Below are 18649 nucleotides of genomic sequence, written 5' to 3' on the forward strand. Positions count from 1 at the left end.
ATGATTAAGTACCAAATAGTTGCTGACCCAAGAGTTGCCAATGATTTGAAAGAAGCTCGTGATTTCTTAAATTCAAGAAGAAAAGGATTGGGAAGTAAATTTTTAAAAGAATACAAAGTGCTTTTAAAAACCTTACAAAGTAATCCAGATTTCCAAGTAAGATGTAAGAACATCCATTGTTTACCACTGAAAACATTCAAGTATATGGTTCATTTTACTATTGATATCCTTAGCAAAACAGTTCACTTATACGCTGTACTTTCAACTCACCAAAATCCTAACAAACATTGGTTGTAAATTATTAAAGACATTTCTAAACGAAATGTCTTTTTTTATTGGTGTACTTTCCACTTTACTTTAATTAGATACTTCTTGTTTTAAATTTAATTTTATCCTTTGAGTATACTACAACAAATTATAATTGTGGTAATTAAAATTACGTTTCTACAGTTCTCGATACATTTTACCTTTATAAATCTGAGACTTTATAAAGGTAAAATTCGCGAAGTGACGTTAGTGGAATTACTTTTTATAAAAACACAAGAAATGTACTATTAATCCATTTTGTTACAATAAAGGCTACCAAAGTTTTTCATTTTATATTTGGTTTGCATTAATAAACAGTACTATATTAATGCTATATCAGTGCTATATCAGTGCTATATATATAAATAAAATTGTGAGTAACTATTTATAATGGATTGTTCATGGGAAAATTAAAAGGGATTATACAGTTAACTGGAAAATTTGATGGTTTATCATTTTATGAGATGAATGGTAAAATTGTGATACGGAAAACGGGTGGTTTTGATGGCGAGAAAATTAAGAATAATGCTAATTATACTCGTGTTAGAGAAAACAGTTCTGAATTTGCGCATTGTGCTAAAGTGGGGAAATATTTTAGAAGCGCTTTTAGTTCTTGTTTGATGCCGCTACGTATACCTTATGTACACAACCATATTGTGAGTTTGTTTCAAGGGATTTTGAAATTAGATGGGATACAAAAAAGAGGAAATAGAACTGTTAGAAATGGAATGCTTACTACGGAAGGTAAAAAGGCGCTTTTGGCTTTTGAATTTGATAAAACTCAAAAGTTTAGTCGATACTTTCCTTTTAAAATGGAGGTTGATTTTACTGCCGGTAGTTTAAAGGTTTTAGATTTTTGCGCTTCTACTCTTAATGCCCCAAAGGGAGCTGACCAAGTACAATTACAATTACATGTTGCGAAATTAGATTTTGAACATTTTACAACACCAATAACTCAGACAAGTTCAATGACTTTAATTAACTTGAATGACGCCACTACATACGATTTAGTTTTATCCTATACCCCCACTCTACAGGATTCGAATATTCCTATAGCTGTATTGGAGGTAGTTTTTTTTCAAAAAGTAAACGGAAGTTTTGTACCACTTAAAGGCGGAGGAATGAAAATTGTGGGGATTGATAGCTAATTCGTTCTACTAGTTGTAGCTTGAGAATTGAAAAAAACACCCCTTTAAAAGAAGGTTTTTAGGTTTTCGTTTTTGTTGTTTCTTTTTGGGTAAAAAGGAGCAGGAGATCTTGATGGCCTCCGAGTTTTTTCTTTAAACGTTGTTTTGCTTTTTTAACGGCATCTGTAGTGATTCCTAGCGATTGAGAAATTTCGATATTGCTAAATCCTAATTTTTGTAAAAAAATAATTCTCTTATTAGAGTCAGTAAGTTCTGGAAAATTGGTTATTAGGTTTTGAGAAAAATCTGGGAATTCTTTTTCAAATTCGCGCTTAAATCTAATCCAATTGCTTTCGGTCATTAGATGGGATTCGAGAAGTGCATGGAGTTTTCCATTTTTCTTTTCTAAGCAAGAAGAGGAGGAAGTTTCAACGGTTTAAATTTCTTTCTTTAGTAGGTTTATTTGAACGTTTTTATTTTTAAGGTATTCCACTTGACTGCTAAGACTTTCATTTGAAGATTTGAATTTTTTTTCCATTTTTCGTTTCTGATCTTCCAGAGCGGTTACTTTTTGCTCATAAAGATCCTCACGCTTGTTATGTTTCTTTCTCTGAAAGAAATAGATAAGCATGGCCATCAGAACAGAAAAACGTGGCTGCAACAAATACGGTTATTACCAATGTTACTATTTCTAAATCGGCTTATATTGTAAAAGTGGTTTTAGAGAATGGAGCAGAAGTAAGTAAAAAGATAATTTACTAAAAAGAAGATAATAAACAAAAAGCCCCGAAAATTCAGGGCTTTTTTTGTGGGAAATGATATAAGTTTTCCATTTCATTGTGTAGCTACAAATTTTTTAAAAATAAATTTTTGCAACAAGAACTGTTTCAAATCTTTAAAAAAAATTATTTTGAAACAACTGTTGTTGCAATTCTACAGAAAATATTTTTTTTGCAACATGGCTTGGTTGAATGAAATGTTTTGCTTTTTAGTCTAGTACTTTAGAAGCATTATTTGGATGATTTATCTTCCTTAAACATCTTATACGACTAACTCGCACTCTTATAAATCAAAACGATTTTCGATTTTTAGGGTGGTATAAATGTTTTTCAGATGGTATTTTACCGTGTTTTCCGAAATGAAAAGTAGAACAGCAATTTCTTTATTGGTTTTTCCTTGTTTTACTAATTCTATAATTTCCAATTGCCTTTCGGAAAGATTGTATTTTTTTAAATTTTCATTAGCGTTTTCTTTTTCGAGAATCTCTTGAGAAAGTTTTTCCAGTTCCTTACGCATTCGCGTGTTGTCTCGTTCTATGAGCATGCGCTTTTGTTTGTTTGCTCTGAACAGTAGAAATAAAACAACAATTAAAGCCAGTAGAACAACCGAAATAGTCAATAAAAAAAGGCGTATGTTTTTCTCGTTGCGAAGCTCCAAATTCCGCCTTTTATTGATGAGCTCTTTCTCCAGAAGATTTAGTTTACCGCTTTCAAATGGGGCATTGTATTTCCCTGAAATTTCATTAGCTTCGAGTTCCAAATGGTACGCTTTTTTATAGTCGCCCTGAGCTACATAAAAATGACTTAAATCGTACATAAGCCGAATTTTGTAAACCGGTATTTTATATTTTTCAACATAGTACATTCCCTGTTCAAAAGCGGTTTTAGCCATGTTTTCATCGTGGGTGTGCCCGGCCAAATTGATAATTTTGCAGTACACGCCCGGTAAATGCTCCGGATTTTCCTTTTTTAGGAGGGCAATTCCCTCGTCTAGAGTCTTTTTTGCACCAGCATAATCTTTATCTTTTTGTTGTAAAACTGATTTAACGTTCAGGTAAAAGGCTCTTGTGGTAGCGTCAATCAGTACTAAATTGTTAGGGTCTATCTGGTTAAATAATCTTTGAGTTTCTTCAATTTTCTGCAAATCAAATTGAATAAACATTTTTTCAATCTGTATTTGAGTTGTTACAATCTTCTTTTTATCGGTTTTGACGCCTTCCTTTAAGGCCAAATCCAGATTGGTTAGAACTTCCGGATAGTTGAAAAGCCGTTTGTAGGTGAGCGCTTTATTCAGATAGGCGTAATACTTGTCTAAAGAGGTGCTGGAATTATCTGCAATAATTTCTTCTAATGTAACGATAGACTCATCATATTTTGCCTGATTATTGAGTTCCATAATCTCGCGACTTAGCTTTTTTGAATCAACAGCTTGTGCAAAAAGAAGCGAAGGAAGACACAGTATCCAGTACAAAAGAGTTTTTTTAAAGTTTAAGCGTATTGAATCTTTCAATTTGTAACTGTTTGATTTTTAATGATATTAATGACCATACTAAAGAGTAGTCTATAAAACTACCCGTTAACTACCCGCACAAAAATAGGAAAAATAGGATTCAGTTATTTTTTTTGTGGGAGTTATTTCTACATAATTGATCAGTTGGTAGAATATATTGACCAATTTTTTTTAAAGGCAAAAAGTAACGTGCTTTTATAAAGTAGGGATATGTTATAAAGCAAACCAGTATAAAATTGTCCGAACGATAAATTAAGAAAAAAAAGAATAGTAGTATGTTTTGATTTGTCCCCTTTTTGCCCCCATAAAAGTGTCGACTTTAAAAGCAATTACAAATTTGGTGAAAGCTTAAATTATTCACCTACAAAATAAATTAGGACCAACTCTTAAACAACATAAAGTGAAGAAAAAATTATTTTTAGCAGCCAGTGTTTTATTTGGAACAACAGTTTTTGCACAAGTGGGAATTAACACCACCGCCCCGAATGCGCAATTAGACATTCGCGCCACCAGTGCCACTGCCCCATCAAATACGGATGGATTATTAATCCCCAAAATCGATGTTTTCCCGGCCACCAACCCAACCGCTGCCCAACAAGGGATGTTGTTGTACCTAACCACCACTTCAGGAAGCAACGCACCGGGGTTTTATTATTGGGACAATCCTACTGCCACCTGGATTGGTTTAGGAAAAGATGTAAAAGCGTGGCAATTGAACGGTAACACCGTAAACGCCACCACGGATTTCATGGGTTCGACCAACAATGCGGATGTGATTTTTAAACGCAATAACATTCGTGCGGGACGCTTAGGAGACACCAATACTTCGTTTGGTAAAAGCGCATTGAATCCCGCTACAACGGGCGCTATTAATACTGCAATTGGTCATCAAAGCTTGTTAAGCAATACGTCGGGAAATTATAATGTAGCTGTAGGGAACGATGCATTGAAAGCGAACTTAACAGGAAGTGATAATCTCGCTTTGGGTTCGGGAGCATTATTCAGTAATACGCTCGGAAATGGCAATACTGCCTTTGGGAATGATGCATTATTTAGTAATCTTGCAGCATATGATAATATAGGTATTGGAAGAAGAGCTTTATTTTCCAACACAAATGGAAGCAGAAATTTGGCAGTGGGTTTCGAAGCTTTGCGCAATCACATTAATGGTTCAAACAATGCTGGCTTTGGTAACAATACCGCTATAGGGAATTCCTTAACGAACGCTACAGCCATAGGGGCCAATGCCTCTGCAACGACTTCCAATAGTCTGGTTTTAGGTAGTATTAATGGTGACAACGGCGCAACGGCAAGTACGAATGTAGGTATTGGCACCACAGCACCTAATGCGATTTTAGAGGTAAAAGCTGTTAACCCTGCCGCTCCTGCCAACACAGAGGGTTTGTTAATACCGAGAGTAAGTGTTTTTCCAGCCACCAACCCAACGGCTGCTCAGCACGGTATGCAAGTTTTTTTAACCACAGCCGTGGGTACCCAGCAGCCCGGTTTTTATTATTGGGATGATCCTACCACCAGTTGGGTAGGTATCGGCGGTAGTGCCTCAGGCAACAATTGGGCGTTAGCGGGCAATACCGTAAATGCTACCACCGATTTCATGGGCTCGACCAACGATGCCGATGTGATTTTTAAACGGAATAATGTGAGAGCCGGACGTATCGGTATAGAAAATACTTCCTTTGGGGTTGATGCTTTGAATCCTGCTTCCACAGGTTCTCGAAACACTGCTACTGGAGTTGCTTCATTGTCATCAAATACCACAGGTACTGATAACACAGCTTCTGGGTATCTTTCATTGTCTTCTAACACCACAGGTTCTCAAAACACCGGTATCGGGTACAACACCCAAACGGGGAGTGCTACGAACGTGTTAACGAACACCACCGCAATAGGGGCCAACGCCTCAGCAACCACCTCCAACAGTTTGGTTTTGGGAAGTATCAATGGCGTAAATGGAGCAACAGCTTCCGCCAATGTAGGTATCGGCACGACAGCACCCAATGCTGCTTTAGAGGTAAAAGCTGTTAACCCTGCGGCTCCTACGAACACTGAGGGCTTATTGATTCCGAGAGTAAGTGCATTCCCAGCTACCAACCCTACGGTAGCCCAACACGGTATGCAGGTTTTTTTAACGACAGCGGTGGGTGCAAATCAACCTGGTTTCTATTATTGGAACAACCCTACCACGAGTTGGATAAGCATAGGTGGCAGTACCACAGGAAATAACTGGGCTTTGGCAGGCAACACCGTAAATGCTACTACTGATTTTATGGGTTCCACCAATAATGCCGATGTAATCTTTAAGCGCAATAATGTAAGGGCTGGAAGTTTGGGATTTTATAATGTTTCGCTTGGTGTTGATGCATTGGTTTCAAATGTTGCAGGTAATGGGGTTGCGGCTTTCGGTTATTATAGTCTGAGATCAAGTACTGGAAGTTATAATACTGCTATTGGAGCAGGAAGTTCGATGTACAATACTACAGGTGTTCGTAATACCGCTTTAGGTAATGCAGCACTTCGAGAAAATGCTACTGGTTCAGAGAATACTGCTGTTGGAGCAGCTGCTTTTCAAAATGTAACAGCTTATTCGAACTCAACCGCTCTTGGATATTCAACTGTAATTTTAGCAAGCAATCAAGTACGCTTAGGTAACTATGCCGTAACCAGCATTGGCGGACAAGTGAGTTGGACAACCTTATCCGATGCCCGCTTTAAAATCGAGAATACCAAAAAAGTACCGGGAATCGACTTTATCAAGAAACTGCGTCCGGTAACGTATTACGTGAACCACGAGGCGATGAATGCGTATTTAAATGCAGGTCGTGGGAAAGAAAGCGGGGATAGTGTTGCCAACGTGGCTATAGCAAGTGGCGATGCGTATAAACCAACCTATACCAAAACGCTGGAATCCGGTTTCATGGCACAGGAAGTAGAACAAGCCTCCAAAGAATTGGGTTATGAGTTTAACGGAGTAGATGCGCCTAAAAACGAAAAAGATTATTACGGTTTGCGTTACAGTCAGTTTGTGGTACCGTTGGTTAAAGCGGTACAGGAGCTCAATGAAAAGTTAGAGCAAAAACAAGCCGAAAACGATCAACTGAAAGCGATGTTGCTGGAACTGGAAAAACGTATCGCTAAACTTGAAAAAAATGCTTCTAATTAAATAATTAAATTTTATCATGTTAAAAAAGTACCTTTTTGTGTTGCCTTTTACTTTGGCAGGATTAGTATCGAATGCTCAGACTATTTTGGAAAATAAAACTGTCAATGCTGTGCCGGCAACGCATTTGGATTTTGACGGTATTAACGATTATGTGAACTGTGGTAACGCTCCTGCGGTGCAAATTTCAGGAAATGCCATCACATTAGAAGCCAGAGTTAAGTTCAAATCTTTTGCAGGTTCTTTTAATGACGGAAGTATTATTAATAAAGAACAAAATAGTCCTGATTATGGTTACATGTTGCGTGCCGGATCGTCTGGTATTGTGAATTTTAATTTAGGTAATGGTTGATGGAATGAATTGTCTTCCCCTAGCTATGCGGTAACTATAGGAGTGTGGCATCATATTGCGGCAACTTATGATGGGACGACCATGAAAATTTATGTAGATGGGGTGTTAGTAGCTTCTCAAGTAAGTGCCAATATTTATTTTAGTAGTACAAACCAAAATCTAATGATTGGCTCTTGGAGTAATATTGGTAGGTATTTAAATGCAGCGGTAGACGAAGTGCGTGTTTGGAATGTGTCTCGTACAGCAGCAGAAATACAGCATTATATGAATTGTGAATTAAGTAATCCGACTTCTCAAACCGGTTTGGTTGCTTATTACCAATTTAACCAAGGCATTGATAGTGCGGATAACACAGCTCTGACTACTTTAGCGGATAGTTCTTCAACGGCATACACTGCAACGTTAACTAATTTTGCCTTGAACGGAACAGTGTCGAACTGGTTGTCTGGCTCAAGTGTGGTAACTGGCAGTACTTGTTCCATTTTAAGTTCGAATGATTTTGCATTCAATTTTGAGAATGTAAAAGTATATCCTAATCCTTCATCTGGTATTTTTCAACTACAAATTCAAGAAGAAGTACAGCTAGAAGTATATGATTTAATGGGGAAAATGGTTTTACAAAAAAACGTACAAGCTGGTGCCGCTTTTTTTGATCTTTCACAATATGCTTCTGGAGTATATATATTGAAGGCTACGAATGTTTTTGGAGATACAATTGTTTCAAAAATAGTGAAAGAATAATTCAATAAACTATTTTAAAATTAGAATTTGAATGTGTTTTTTAAATAGAATGATTTATCCGTTGTCATTGACGATGAGTAAACTTCTCATAAGTATTACTTTAATTAAGTAATCTTATTACCGTTTTTTTTAGTTTTTCTTTGTGACATCGTAAAGGCAGTTACAATTATACTGCTTTTACGCTTGCCTTTTCTTTTTTGTTTTATTGTTCTTCTAATTGTGTTGACTATGAAGTTTTAAAATCTATTCTTTTCTAAGGATTGATCTTTTAGATGACGCTAGTTTTTTTTTATAACTAGAAAGATTCACCTTACTCCAATAATCAACTAGTAATCAATATGTTGTTTTTTTTGTCCCCTATTTGTCCCCCCTTTGTTTTTCGTTTTTTTAGTTAAAAAAGTAATTTTGACTTTCTTCAATTATTGTTTTAACAAAAGCCAATGTTGTGTTATTTAGATTAAAAACTTAGATTTAATATGGAAAATAAAATAAAATATAGTTTTGCGGTGGTAATGCTTATGGCTTTTGCCTTGGTTGGTATTGTATTAAACGTATATGCCTTACTATTCACATAGTGATTGAAATTTGAATACGATGATAGGCAGTAAATACTTAATGTAATTTCTATAAACCTTCTATATTATCTATTATCATATTTGATAATTAAGACATTAAGTTCTGTTTTTGAGTTAATTTTACATCAAAATACATTATACCACATCAAATACCCTCTTTAAACTTTGAATAAATAACGAAATACTTTCTAAGCAAAAGTCCAATTTGTTTTGAGACGTAAATTTTGGATATCTATTTTGTATGTAATTGAAATTTATTTGAGATTAAAAATATTGAACGATAGTCCAGAATAATATCCAAAGTCGTATACATTTTTAGTAAAGCTGTTCACATTTTTTAAATTCGTATGATCACCCACTTGTAAACCATTTGTCATTTATTACCCTATATAGAATCTGCTATGATTTATGGAGAAGGAAAGCCTTAAAACATTTGTATTGTGGTACCTGACAAAGCCATTATACAAAAAACGGCTGAAATACTTGACGTAAAAACAGAGTTTGACATGTTAATTCATTCCCCTATTGTACAAGAGTTTGTAGCCATTGAGATTATAAAAAGTCTGAAAGAGAAATATGGAGGTTATGAAATACCAAAGAAATTTATTTTCTTTGACACTCCTTTTACTGTAGAAAATGTTTTTTTAACCCAAACTTTAAAATTAAAAAGACGATTGGTTGTTGAGAAATTTAAAAATCAGATCGATGGTTTATATCAAGGGTAATTTTGATATAAAATTTGAAAAAATACTTACAAGAAGCACTTCAATTAAAGGAGTGCTTTTTTATTTCAAGAACACATCATATCCAAAACGAAGCATCAGAATATGTGAAAAAACTAAAACAAATCGCTATGCGTACCTGTATCTAAAAGAAGTAGTATGAGTTCAGTATCGTTTTGTTTCCAAACTAAAAGCTAATCTGGCTTTATGTGACATCCCCAACAATCCTTGTAATTTCCTGATAATTTGTGTGGTTTGTATTTTTGTGGTAGCTTACCTTCTTTTTGAAGTAAATCAATTACTACTTGTAACATAGACAAATCATAATTTCTCTTTTTACAAAGTTTTAAACTTTTGTCAAATTTGTTGGTTGTAGTTATTGTGTACATTAACCCAATACTTTTTTGAACAAATCTTCGCTATTTTTATATTTTTTTACTTTACCTTTCTTTTCATCTTCAAGCGCTTGATCTAAGCCTGAAACTTTTTTAAAAACTCCAAGTGAAAGAACATAATCTATCGTTTTTTTTGCAATTGGGTTTCTTGCATCGAATTTTAATGTTATTTCTGCCATGATTATATTATTTAAATACAAATATACAAAAATCGTGCTAGTTAAATTAATTCTTTATTAAATGATAAATTATTTCAAAAATACATCATATCCAAAACGAAGCAACGCCAATCCTACTACAATTAAAAAGAAGATTCGAATAAATCCGTTGCCTTTTGAAATGGCTAATCTGGCTCCTAACCAAGAACCTGTAACGTTGCAAATTGCCATTGGAATAGCAATTGTCCAAATGATTTTTCCTTTTAACACAAATAAAGTTATGGAACCAATGTTGGTAGCCAAATTGACTAATTTCGCATAGATATTCGCCTTTAAAAAATCGAAGCCAAGAATTGCAATAAAAGCCATAATTAGTAAACTTCCAGTTCCTGGACCTATGAATCCATCATAAAAACCTAAAAAAATCGAAATTATACTTCCGTAAATATAGGTTTGCTTTTGAGTAAGTTTATTGATTTGAAATTGTCCGAAATCTTTTTTAAAATATGTATAAAGCAATAGCAAAATCAAAACTACAAACAGTAAGGGTTTCATGAAATCGTTTTGCATTACGTTGAGTAAACTCGAACCTAAATAAGCAAATGTGAAAGAAACAATTGCTAATACAAAAAACAACTTCCAATTCACTTTTGCCGATTTCAAATAGTGATAGGTTGCCATACTCGTTCCACTGAAGCCTGGAATTTTTAATGTCCCAATGATAGAAGCAACTGGCAAGTTAGGCAATAAAACCAAAGCTGCTGGAGTTTGAATTAAGCCACCGCCACCCACAATAGCATCAATAAAACCCGCTAAGAAGGAAGCAATGCAAAGAAAAATGATGATGTAGGTTTCCATTTTGTAGTAATCAGTGTTCAGTTTTTAGTGTTCAGTAATAGGATTTGCTAACTGCCAACTTATTACTGAACACTGAGCACTAAACTATACTCTTACGATATTAGCTCCGATAGCGCGAAGTCTTTCGTCAATGCGCTCGTAACCTCTGTCGATTTGTTCGATATTTTGGATGGTTGACGTTCCTTTTGCTGTTAAAGCGGCGATTAATAAGGAGATTCCGGCTCTAATATCTGGTGAACTCATTGTGGTTGCTTTTAATTGCGATTGGAAATTATGTCCCATAACGACAGCTCTGTGAGGATCACACAACATAATTTTTGCTCCCATATCAATTAATTTATCTACGAAGAACAAACGGCTTTCAAACATTTTTTGGTGAATTAAAACATCACCTTTCGCTTGTGTACAAACTACTAAAACGATACTCAATAAATCTGGTGTAAAACCTGGCCATGGGGCATCTGAAACGGTTAAGATAGAACCGTCGATATCTGTTTTGATTTCATATCCATCTTTATGAGCTGGAATATAAATATCGTCTCCTTTTCTTTCTAAAGTAATCCCTAATTTTCTAAATACATTTGGAATTTGACCTAAGTTATCCCAACTTACATTTTTGATTGTGATTTCGCTTCTTGTCATAGCTGCAAGACCAATCCAAGATCCGATTTCAATCATATCAGGTAAAATTCTATGCTCACATCCACCTAAACTCTCTACACCTTCAATAGTAATTAAGTTAGAACCAACACCTGTGATTTTCGCTCCCATAGAATTCAACATTTTACATAACTGTTGCAAGTAAGGCTCACAAGCAGCGTTGTAAATTGTTGTTGTTCCTTCAGCTAAAACAGCAGCCATCACAATATTTGCAGTTCCTGTTACAGATGCTTCATCTAATAACATGTAAGAACCTTGTAATCTTCCATCGATTTCTACTCCGTAGAAGTGATCTTCTCTTTCGTAACGGAATTTTGCGCCTAGATTGATAAACCCTTCAAAGTGTGTATCCAAACGACGACGACCAATTTTATCACCACCTGGCTTTGGAATATATCCACAACCAAAACGTGCTAATAAAGGCCCAACAATCATAATAGAACCTCTTAAACTTCCACCTTCTTTTTTGAAAGCTTCTGTTTTAAGATAATTTACATTTACTTCATCAGCTTGAAAAGTATAATCGCCAGGACCATTTTTTTGGATTTTAACTCCTAAGTTTCCTAAAAGTGTAATTAATTTATTTACATCAATAATATCTGGAATATTTGTAATTCTAACTTTTTCAGAAGTTAATAAAACCGGACACAAAACTTGTAAAGCTTCATTTTTTGCTCCTTGAGGTGTAATATCACCTTTTAATGGTTTTCCTCCTTCAATTTTAAATGTTCCCATGAAACTGCTTATTTTTTAAATGTATTTTTATTTTGATTGTTCTTATTCATATGGTTCTTGTTGTTGGTGTTTTTCTTAACATTACCTGTTTTACCAGAACCAAATTGCGTTTTATTTGACACTTTCTTATTCACCTTCATTAAATCATGTGTATTAGAAAGCTCTTCGTTTGATTTAGAAAGATTTAATTTTCCTCCAGAAAGTTCTAATAAATGCTCAAAAATCACTTCATCTGCTACTGTGTCTTTATTCCAACTCAAGTAACATTTTTTCATGTGATTGGCAATAACTAGTACCAAAGCATTTTTTAATTCACTTTCTTCCCAGCTGTTTGCAACATCAATCATGTATTTGATGTTGTTTCCGTAAAAACGATATTTAGGAAAGTTTTGCGGATATTTTAAACGTTCGGGTTTTTGTGTTAAAATGTCTTTAGATGGAATTGGATAAGGCGAATCGACATCCAATTTAAAATCGGACATGATAAACAATTGATCCCAAAGTTTGTGTTGAAAATCAAGAACATCACGTAAATGTGGATTCAATGATCCCATTACCGAAATAATATATCTAGCCGCTTTATTACGTTCTTCTCTATCTTCAATTTCAGAGGCCTGATCAATTAACTTTTGTAAATGTCTTCCGTATTCTGGAATAATTAAATGAGGTCGTTCTGAATTATATTCTAAGTAGCTTACTTCTTCTTGCATGTTTTTTATAATGAAATGATGCCTTCGATATCCGAAACTTCAATGTATTTGTCAATAACAGTCTGCGGATCCTTCATGTTTACACTCACCGAAATACTAGTAAATTTGCCTGTTTTAGATTGTTGTGTAGTAATAACAGCTCCCATATCGTTGAATGCCGCTTCTACTTGTGCTATTTTACCTGCATCTGAAGGCACAATAAATTTATACAAATACTCTGAAGGCCAAAGTGTTGAATTTGTTAATTCTTCTTTTAATCTAATGTAAAATTCTTCTGTTTTCTTATCCATCTGCATTTCGTATTGGAAAAGCAAATATACTTTTTTATGTTCAGAATTGTAATGTAGTAAGTTATAAATTTTTAAGTTGATTAGATTTTTAAAAAAACTTACTTTTGCGCACTAGTTTTTTAAGATATGCATAAAGAAATTGTTGTTTTAATTGGCGGACCTAGTTCTGGGAAAACCACTTTAATAGACGCTTTAAAAGGTAAAGGACACACTTGTTATCCTGAAATTTCACGTGAAGTAATCCGTGAAGCTCAAGAACAAGGTATAGAACAACTATTCCTTGAGAAACCGCTTTTATTCAGCGAATTACTTTTAGAAGGAAGAAAAAAGCAATTTAATGAAGCATTAAAAGAAACTTCTGATATTGTATTTTTAGACAGAGGTATTCCAGATGTTTTGGCGTATATGCATTACATTGGCGATTCGTATCCGGCTTTTTTTGACAAAGCGTGTCATGACCATAAATACACTTCTATTTTTGTTTTACCGCCTTGGAAAGAAATTTATGTTAGTGATGCCGAACGTTATGAAAACTACGAGCAAGCCGTTTTAATTCACGAACATTTAATGGAAACTTACAAAAAATACGGCTATTCGATAACTGAAGTTCCAAAAGATACGGTTGAAAATCGTGTGGATTTTATTATGAAACATCTTGTTAAATAATTTTTTTCGTAATTTAGTATTACTAAAAGCCCATTAACATGTCTGAAGCCTTACAAATTCTTCAAAAATATTGGAAACACGAGAGCTTTAGAGAACCTCAAGAAGAAATCATTCAGTCGGTATTAAATGGAAATGACACATTTGCATTATTACCTACTGGCGGAGGAAAATCGGTTTGTTTTCAGGTTCCTGCTTTAATTTTAAACGGAATTTGTATTGTAATTTCACCTTTAATCGCTTTAATGAAAGATCAGGTTCAAAACCTGCAAAGCAAAAACATCAAAGCAATTGCATTAACAGGTGGCATTTCGCAAGATGACGTAATTGACATTTTAGACAATTGCCAATTTGGAAATTATAAGTTCTTATATCTTTCTCCAGAACGTTTGCAACACGACTGGATTGTTGAACGATTAAAACAATTACCTGTTAATCTTATTGCTATTGATGAAGCACATTGTGTTAGCCAATGGGGGCATGATTTTAGACCCGCATATTTAAAAATTTCAGCGTTAAAAACGCACTTCCCTTCTACTCCTTTTTTAGCTTTAACCGCAACTGCAAACAAAAGAGTTCAAGAAGATATTTGTTCGAATTTAGCACTTGAAACTCCTCAAATATTCTCAAAATCGTTTACGAGAGAAAACTTGGCTTATCATGTTATAAAAACAGAAGATAAGCTTTTTAAGATGCAACAGATTTTGACCAAAAATCCGCAGCCTTCTATTATTTATGTTCGTAATCGAAAATCGTGTATTGAAACTTCGCAACAATTAAATCAATTAGGATTTACATGTACTTTTTATCATGGTGGATTACCTGCCAAAGAAAAAGAAAAAAACATGCAATCGTGGTTGGAAAACAAATCGCAAATTATTGTTGCTACCAATGCTTTTGGAATGGGGATTGACAAACCCGATGTAAAAACGGTTATTCATATTCAATTACCTGAAAATTTAGAAAATTATTATCAAGAAGCTGGAAGAGCAGGACGAAATGGAGAAAAAGCTTTTGGAATTGTAATCACCAATTCATCAGATATTGCTTATACAAAGTCCCAATTTATAGATGTTTTACCAGATAAGCAGTTTGTAAAAGAAGTTTATATCAAACTAAACAATTACTTTCAAATTGCGTATGGCGAAGGTTATAATGAAAGTTTTGCCTTCAATTTGAATCAGTTTTGTGCGCATTATCATTTTCCTGTTATAAAAGCTTACAATAGTTTGCAATTTTTAGACAGACAAGGTATTATCACTTTCCAAAGTGAATCAACAGAAAAGATTAGTTTACAATTCATTATTCCAAGTAAAGAAGTAATTCGTTATATCAGTTTACATCCGCATGATGAACCTGTAATTACGACCATTTTAAGAACTTATTCAGGGATTTTTGATGTAGAAACCACCATCAATCCGCATTTAGTAGCTAAAAAAGCTCATACTACAGAGACAAACGTTGAAGAAGTAATTGATAAACTAGCGCAAAGTCAATGTATTATTCTTCATGCTAAAAACAACGATAGCTCCATTACTTTCAATGAAGCAAGAGAAGACGATTTAACAATTAATCGTGTTGCTAAATTTTTAGAACATCAAAACAAATTAAAACAAGAACAATTTCAGAGTGTTGTTAATTATATTACCAACGAAACTACTTGTAAAAACAAAATGTTACTTGCTTATTTTGATGAGATAACCGAAAATGATTGTGGCATTTGTTCGTATTGTTTTGCTAAAAAAAAAGCCAATCCTAACGAAATAACTCAGGCAGTTATTCAATTACTAAAAAAAGAGCCTCTGACTTCAAGAGAAATAGAAAACCAATTACACATTTCTGCAGAAGCCACTATCTTTGCAATTCAATTGTTATTAGAAAACAATACTATTTCACTCAATTCAAATAATCAATATTACCTTATATAATGGAAAAACTTAGAATTGTATTCATGGGAACCCCAGATTTTGCTGTTGGGATTTTGGATACCATTTATCAAAATAACTATGAAATTGTAGGCGTAATTACTGCTCCAGATAAACCAGCCGGACGAGGACAAAAAGTAAGCATGAGTGCAGTTAAAGAATATGCGCTTGAAAAAAACTTACATTTATTACAACCTACTAATTTAAAATCGGAAGAATTTTTAGCCGAATTAAAAAGCCTAAACGCTAATTTACAAGTTGTAGTTGCTTTTAGAATGTTACCTGAAGTAGTTTGGAAAATGCCAAAACTGGGTACTTTTAATTTACATGCATCTTTGCTACCTGAATATCGTGGTGCTGCTCCTATTAACTGGGCAATAATAAATGGAGAAACTAAAACAGGTGTAACTTCATTCTTTATTGATGATAAAATAGACACTGGAGCCATGATTTTGAGCGAGGCAACAGAAATTGGCGCAAATGAAACTGCTGGCGAATTGCACGACCGATTGATGCATTTAGGAAGCAATACTGTTTTGAACACACTTAGGCTAATTGAATCTGGAAATGTGTCGACTACTATTCAAGATAACAATCCAGATGTAAAAACGGCTTATAAACTAAATAAAGAAAATTGCAAAATAGATTGGACACAAGACGGACAAACCATTTTCAATTTAATTAGAGGACTTTCTCCTTATCCAGCAGCTTGGACATTTATTAAAGATGGCGATCAAGAATGGAATGTAAAAATCTATTCTGCAAGTTTTGAAAAGAAAGACCATAATGATAGTATAGGAAAAATTACTACAACTAAAAAAGAGATTTTCATAAACACAAAAGATGGAATACTAAAAGTGATGAGTTTACAATTTCCAGGAAAGAAAAGAATGTTAGCACATGAATTATTGAATGGTATTTCTTTTTCAGAAAATGCGATGGCGCTCTAAGCCTTGAAAACACTATATTTAAGAGCAAAATCCAAAAAAACAAACAATGTTATTAACATTTAGCCTGATTTATCAACATTTTAGTCGAAAAATAACACGAATACTTGCACAGTTCAACAATACCGCTAAATTTGTGATAAATAATTAAGTTTAACCAATTATAAATAACTTTAATCATGAACAAATCAGAATTAATCGACGCAATGGCAGCTTCTGCTGGAATTACAAAAGCAGCTGCTAAATTAGCTTTAGAATCATTTTTAAGCAATGTTGAAGGAACTTTAAACAAAGGTGGAAGAGTATCTTTAGTAGGTTTTGGTTCTTGGTCAGTATCTAAAAGAGCTGCAAGAGACGGAAGAAACCCACAAACTGGTAAAACTATCAAAATTGCTGCTAAAAACGTAGTAAAATTCAAAGCTGGTGCTGAATTAGAAGGTGCAGTAAACAAATAATAGTTTATTATTTCAAAATATTAGAGTCCCGATGCAAATCGGGACTCTTTTTTTACAATTCATCGATATTTTTTTGATTTTGTGATTTTTTTTTGATAACTTTAGTTAATAAACTACAGAAATTATGATATCAACTTTACCAAAAAAAGGTCACTTGCTCATTGCAGAACCTTCGATTTTAGGCGATGTTTCTTTTAATCGCTCTGTGGTGTTACTAGCAGAGCATAATGACGAAGGCTCGATTGGTTTTATCTTAAACAAACCGTTGACTTATAGCATTAATGATCTTATTCCAGAAATAGACGCATCGTTTAAAATATACAACGGCGGACCCGTTGAACAAGACAATTTGTATTTCATACACAACATTCCAGACATCATTCCTAATAGCATTGAAATTTCGAATGGAATTTATTGGGGAGGCGATTTTGAAACCACCAAACAATTAATAAACGAAGGAAAAATAACCAAAAATCACATTCGTTTCTTTTTAGGCTACAGCGGTTGGAGTTTCAATCAACTGGAAATGGAAATGCAAGAGAACTCTTGGATTGTAGCCGAAAACACTTTGAAAAACAAGTTGCTTTCAAAAGCAAGTAACTTATTTTGGAAAGAAAAAATTATTGAGCAAGGTGGCGAATATGTTTTGTTTTCAAACGCACCCGAAAACCCTATGCTTAATTAAGTCTTATTTTAGCATTTAAACGTTTTACAACTTCATTAGCAAATTCCGAAATATATTCTTTTTTTCGGTATTTTGTTATGGGTTGTATTCCCGAAATTACATTCGTTAAAAACAACTCATCTGCTTTTTGCAAATCGAATGGTGAAATAGAAGTTTCTTTCACTTCAATTCCTTCTATTTTTTTTAAAATTTCAAGAATTTGTTTTCGCATAACACCATTTAAACACCCATCAGAAACTGGAGGCGTAACAACAACATTTCCTGTTTTCATAAACAGATTACTCTGTAATGCTTCCACTACATTCTTATCTTCATTAACAACTAAACAATTATCATAACCATTTTCATTAGCAAAAATACTTCCCATAACTTGAAGCATTTTGTTGTTTGTTTTTAATGAAGAAAGTAATTGTTTAGAAACATGAAAATCTTTGTATAATTCTACTTCATAATTACGCTCATCAAATTTATACAAATCGTTTTCAAGCGCTGTAGCCGTAACTATAAATTGCACTTCTCTCGATTTTGGCAAATAAAATCCTTCTGTATTTCTATAAACCGAAAAACGAACACGAAAAGATTTTGAAATTGGAAGCGCTTGAATCAAATTAATAATTTGAGTTTCGAAATATTCCATGGTAAGATTCATTGGGATTTCCATACGACAAATACGCATAGATGCCATCAATCTAAAATAATGATCTTCAAGAAAAAGCACTTTATTATCTAACACTTTTATCGTTTCAAAAACACTATCTCCAAATAAAAATCCTCTGTTAGAATCGATAGTTATTGCACAATTTTCCTGAATATTCCCGTTAAAATTTACCATAAAAAAATCCCGATTTAAAAATCGGGACAAATATAACTTTTATAAT

21 protein-coding genes are annotated in these 18649 nt (G+C 33.8%); 12 read left to right on the forward strand and 9 right to left on the reverse strand.

Annotated features, from left to right (window positions below; translation table 11 throughout):
* Together LOS89_RS09365 and LOS89_RS09370 are read left to right on the forward strand one after the other, a co-directional pair.
* Positions 1-297 (forward strand): hypothetical protein, encoded by a 297-nt coding sequence (locus LOS89_RS09365; protein WP_231835005.1) that lies wholly within the window; start codon positions 1-3, stop codon positions 295-297.
* 410 nt (positions 298-707) lie between these two features.
* Complete coding sequence (locus tag LOS89_RS09370) at positions 708-1454, forward strand: hypothetical protein (protein WP_231835006.1); 747 nt, start codon at positions 708-710, stop codon at positions 1452-1454.
* Between the two features lie 58 nt (positions 1455-1512).
* Here the strand turns inward: LOS89_RS09370 and LOS89_RS09375 are convergent, their stop codons facing one another.
* Positions 1513-1794 carry a hypothetical protein gene (locus tag LOS89_RS09375; protein WP_231835007.1) on the reverse strand — a complete coding sequence of 94 codons (282 nt, stop codon included), beginning with the start codon at positions 1792-1794 and terminating at the stop codon, positions 1513-1515.
* Between the two features lie 290 nt (positions 1795-2084).
* Here LOS89_RS09375 and LOS89_RS13105 point away from each other — a divergent pair, with 290 nt between their 5' ends.
* A complete protein-coding gene (locus tag LOS89_RS13105) occupies positions 2085-2195 on the forward strand; it encodes a DUF8694 domain-containing protein (RefSeq protein WP_508349351.1) in 111 nt (36 codons plus the stop codon).
* A 300-nt stretch (positions 2196-2495) separates the two neighbouring features.
* Here LOS89_RS13105 and LOS89_RS09380 read toward each other — a convergent pair whose 3' ends face one another.
* Positions 2496-3722: a LuxR family transcriptional regulator gene (locus LOS89_RS09380; RefSeq protein ID WP_231835008.1), complete on the reverse strand. Its 1227-nt coding sequence runs from the start codon at positions 3720-3722 to the stop codon at positions 2496-2498.
* A gap of 400 nt (positions 3723-4122) precedes the next feature.
* Here LOS89_RS09380 and LOS89_RS09385 point away from each other — a divergent pair, with 400 nt between their 5' ends.
* The 4 genes from LOS89_RS09385 (at position 4123) to LOS89_RS09400 (ending at position 9293) form a co-directional block, all read left to right on the forward strand.
* A complete protein-coding gene (locus tag LOS89_RS09385) occupies positions 4123-6903 on the forward strand; it encodes a beta strand repeat-containing protein (protein WP_231835009.1) in 2781 nt (926 codons plus the stop codon).
* Positions 6904-6919: 16 nt separating this feature from the next.
* Complete coding sequence (locus tag LOS89_RS09390; protein WP_231835010.1) at positions 6920-7252, forward strand: hypothetical protein; 333 nt, start codon at positions 6920-6922, stop codon at positions 7250-7252.
* A gap of 9 nt (positions 7253-7261) precedes the next feature.
* Positions 7262-7993: a T9SS type A sorting domain-containing protein gene (locus LOS89_RS09395; protein WP_231835011.1), complete on the forward strand. Its 732-nt coding sequence runs from the start codon at positions 7262-7264 to the stop codon at positions 7991-7993.
* 1015 nt (positions 7994-9008) lie between these two features.
* Complete coding sequence (locus tag LOS89_RS09400) at positions 9009-9293, forward strand: hypothetical protein (RefSeq protein WP_231835012.1); 285 nt, start codon at positions 9009-9011, stop codon at positions 9291-9293.
* A 191-nt stretch (positions 9294-9484) separates the two neighbouring features.
* Here the strand turns inward: LOS89_RS09400 and LOS89_RS09405 are convergent, their stop codons facing one another.
* The 6 genes from LOS89_RS09405 to LOS89_RS09430 form a co-directional block, all read right to left on the reverse strand.
* Positions 9485-9679, reverse strand: coding sequence for a type II toxin-antitoxin system YafQ family toxin (locus LOS89_RS09405; RefSeq protein WP_231835013.1), 195 nt, complete (start codon positions 9677-9679; stop codon positions 9485-9487).
* Positions 9679-9864 carry a hypothetical protein gene (locus LOS89_RS09410; RefSeq protein ID WP_073584122.1) on the reverse strand — a complete coding sequence of 62 codons (186 nt, stop codon included), beginning with the start codon at positions 9862-9864 and terminating at the stop codon, positions 9679-9681. The genes LOS89_RS09405 and LOS89_RS09410 overlap by 1 nt, the downstream gene beginning before the upstream one ends.
* A 69-nt stretch (positions 9865-9933) precedes the next feature.
* Positions 9934-10701, reverse strand: coding sequence for a sulfite exporter TauE/SafE family protein (locus LOS89_RS09415; protein WP_231835014.1), 768 nt, complete (start codon positions 10699-10701; stop codon positions 9934-9936).
* An 84-nt stretch (positions 10702-10785) separates the two neighbouring features.
* Entirely contained in the window at positions 10786-12096 is a 1311-nt protein-coding gene (gene murA / locus LOS89_RS09420; RefSeq protein WP_231835015.1) for a UDP-N-acetylglucosamine 1-carboxyvinyltransferase, read from the reverse strand.
* 8 nt (positions 12097-12104) lie between these two features.
* Positions 12105-12806 (reverse strand): DUF4290 domain-containing protein, encoded by a 702-nt coding sequence (locus LOS89_RS09425; protein WP_231835016.1) that lies wholly within the window; start codon positions 12804-12806, stop codon positions 12105-12107.
* A gap of 5 nt (positions 12807-12811) precedes the next feature.
* Positions 12812-13096 (reverse strand): DUF493 family protein, encoded by a 285-nt coding sequence (locus LOS89_RS09430; RefSeq protein WP_231835017.1) that lies wholly within the window; start codon positions 13094-13096, stop codon positions 12812-12814.
* Between the two features lie 126 nt (positions 13097-13222).
* On the opposite strand from LOS89_RS09430, the gene LOS89_RS09435 reads away from it, so the two are divergent.
* The 5 genes from LOS89_RS09435 (at position 13223) to LOS89_RS09455 (ending at position 17771) form a co-directional block, all read left to right on the forward strand.
* Positions 13223-13762, forward strand: coding sequence for an AAA family ATPase (locus tag LOS89_RS09435; RefSeq protein ID WP_231835018.1), 540 nt, complete (start codon positions 13223-13225; stop codon positions 13760-13762).
* 38 nt (positions 13763-13800) lie between these two features.
* Positions 13801-15687 carry a RecQ family ATP-dependent DNA helicase gene (locus LOS89_RS09440; RefSeq protein ID WP_231835019.1) on the forward strand — a complete coding sequence of 629 codons (1887 nt, stop codon included), beginning with the start codon at positions 13801-13803 and terminating at the stop codon, positions 15685-15687.
* A complete protein-coding gene (fmt, locus tag LOS89_RS09445; protein ID WP_231835020.1) occupies positions 15687-16634 on the forward strand; it encodes a methionyl-tRNA formyltransferase in 948 nt (315 codons plus the stop codon). Before LOS89_RS09440 ends, fmt begins: the two co-directional genes overlap by 1 nt.
* Positions 16635-16810: 176 nt before the next feature.
* Complete coding sequence (locus LOS89_RS09450) at positions 16811-17086, forward strand: HU family DNA-binding protein (protein WP_008256752.1); 276 nt, start codon at positions 16811-16813, stop codon at positions 17084-17086.
* Positions 17087-17210: 124 nt separating this feature from the next.
* Positions 17211-17771 carry a YqgE/AlgH family protein gene (locus LOS89_RS09455; RefSeq protein WP_231835021.1) on the forward strand — a complete coding sequence of 187 codons (561 nt, stop codon included), beginning with the start codon at positions 17211-17213 and terminating at the stop codon, positions 17769-17771.
* On the opposite strand, the gene LOS89_RS09460 is transcribed toward LOS89_RS09455, so the two are convergent.
* Entirely contained in the window at positions 17764-18603 is an 840-nt protein-coding gene (locus tag LOS89_RS09460) for an aminotransferase class IV (protein ID WP_231835022.1), read from the reverse strand. The two genes, LOS89_RS09455 and LOS89_RS09460, sit on opposite strands and share 8 nt — an antisense overlap.
* Between the last annotated feature and the right edge of the window lie 46 nt (positions 18604-18649).

It is taken from the genome of Flavobacterium channae, from assembly GCF_021172165.1.
Lineage (GTDB): Bacteria > Bacteroidota > Bacteroidia > Flavobacteriales > Flavobacteriaceae > Flavobacterium > Flavobacterium channae.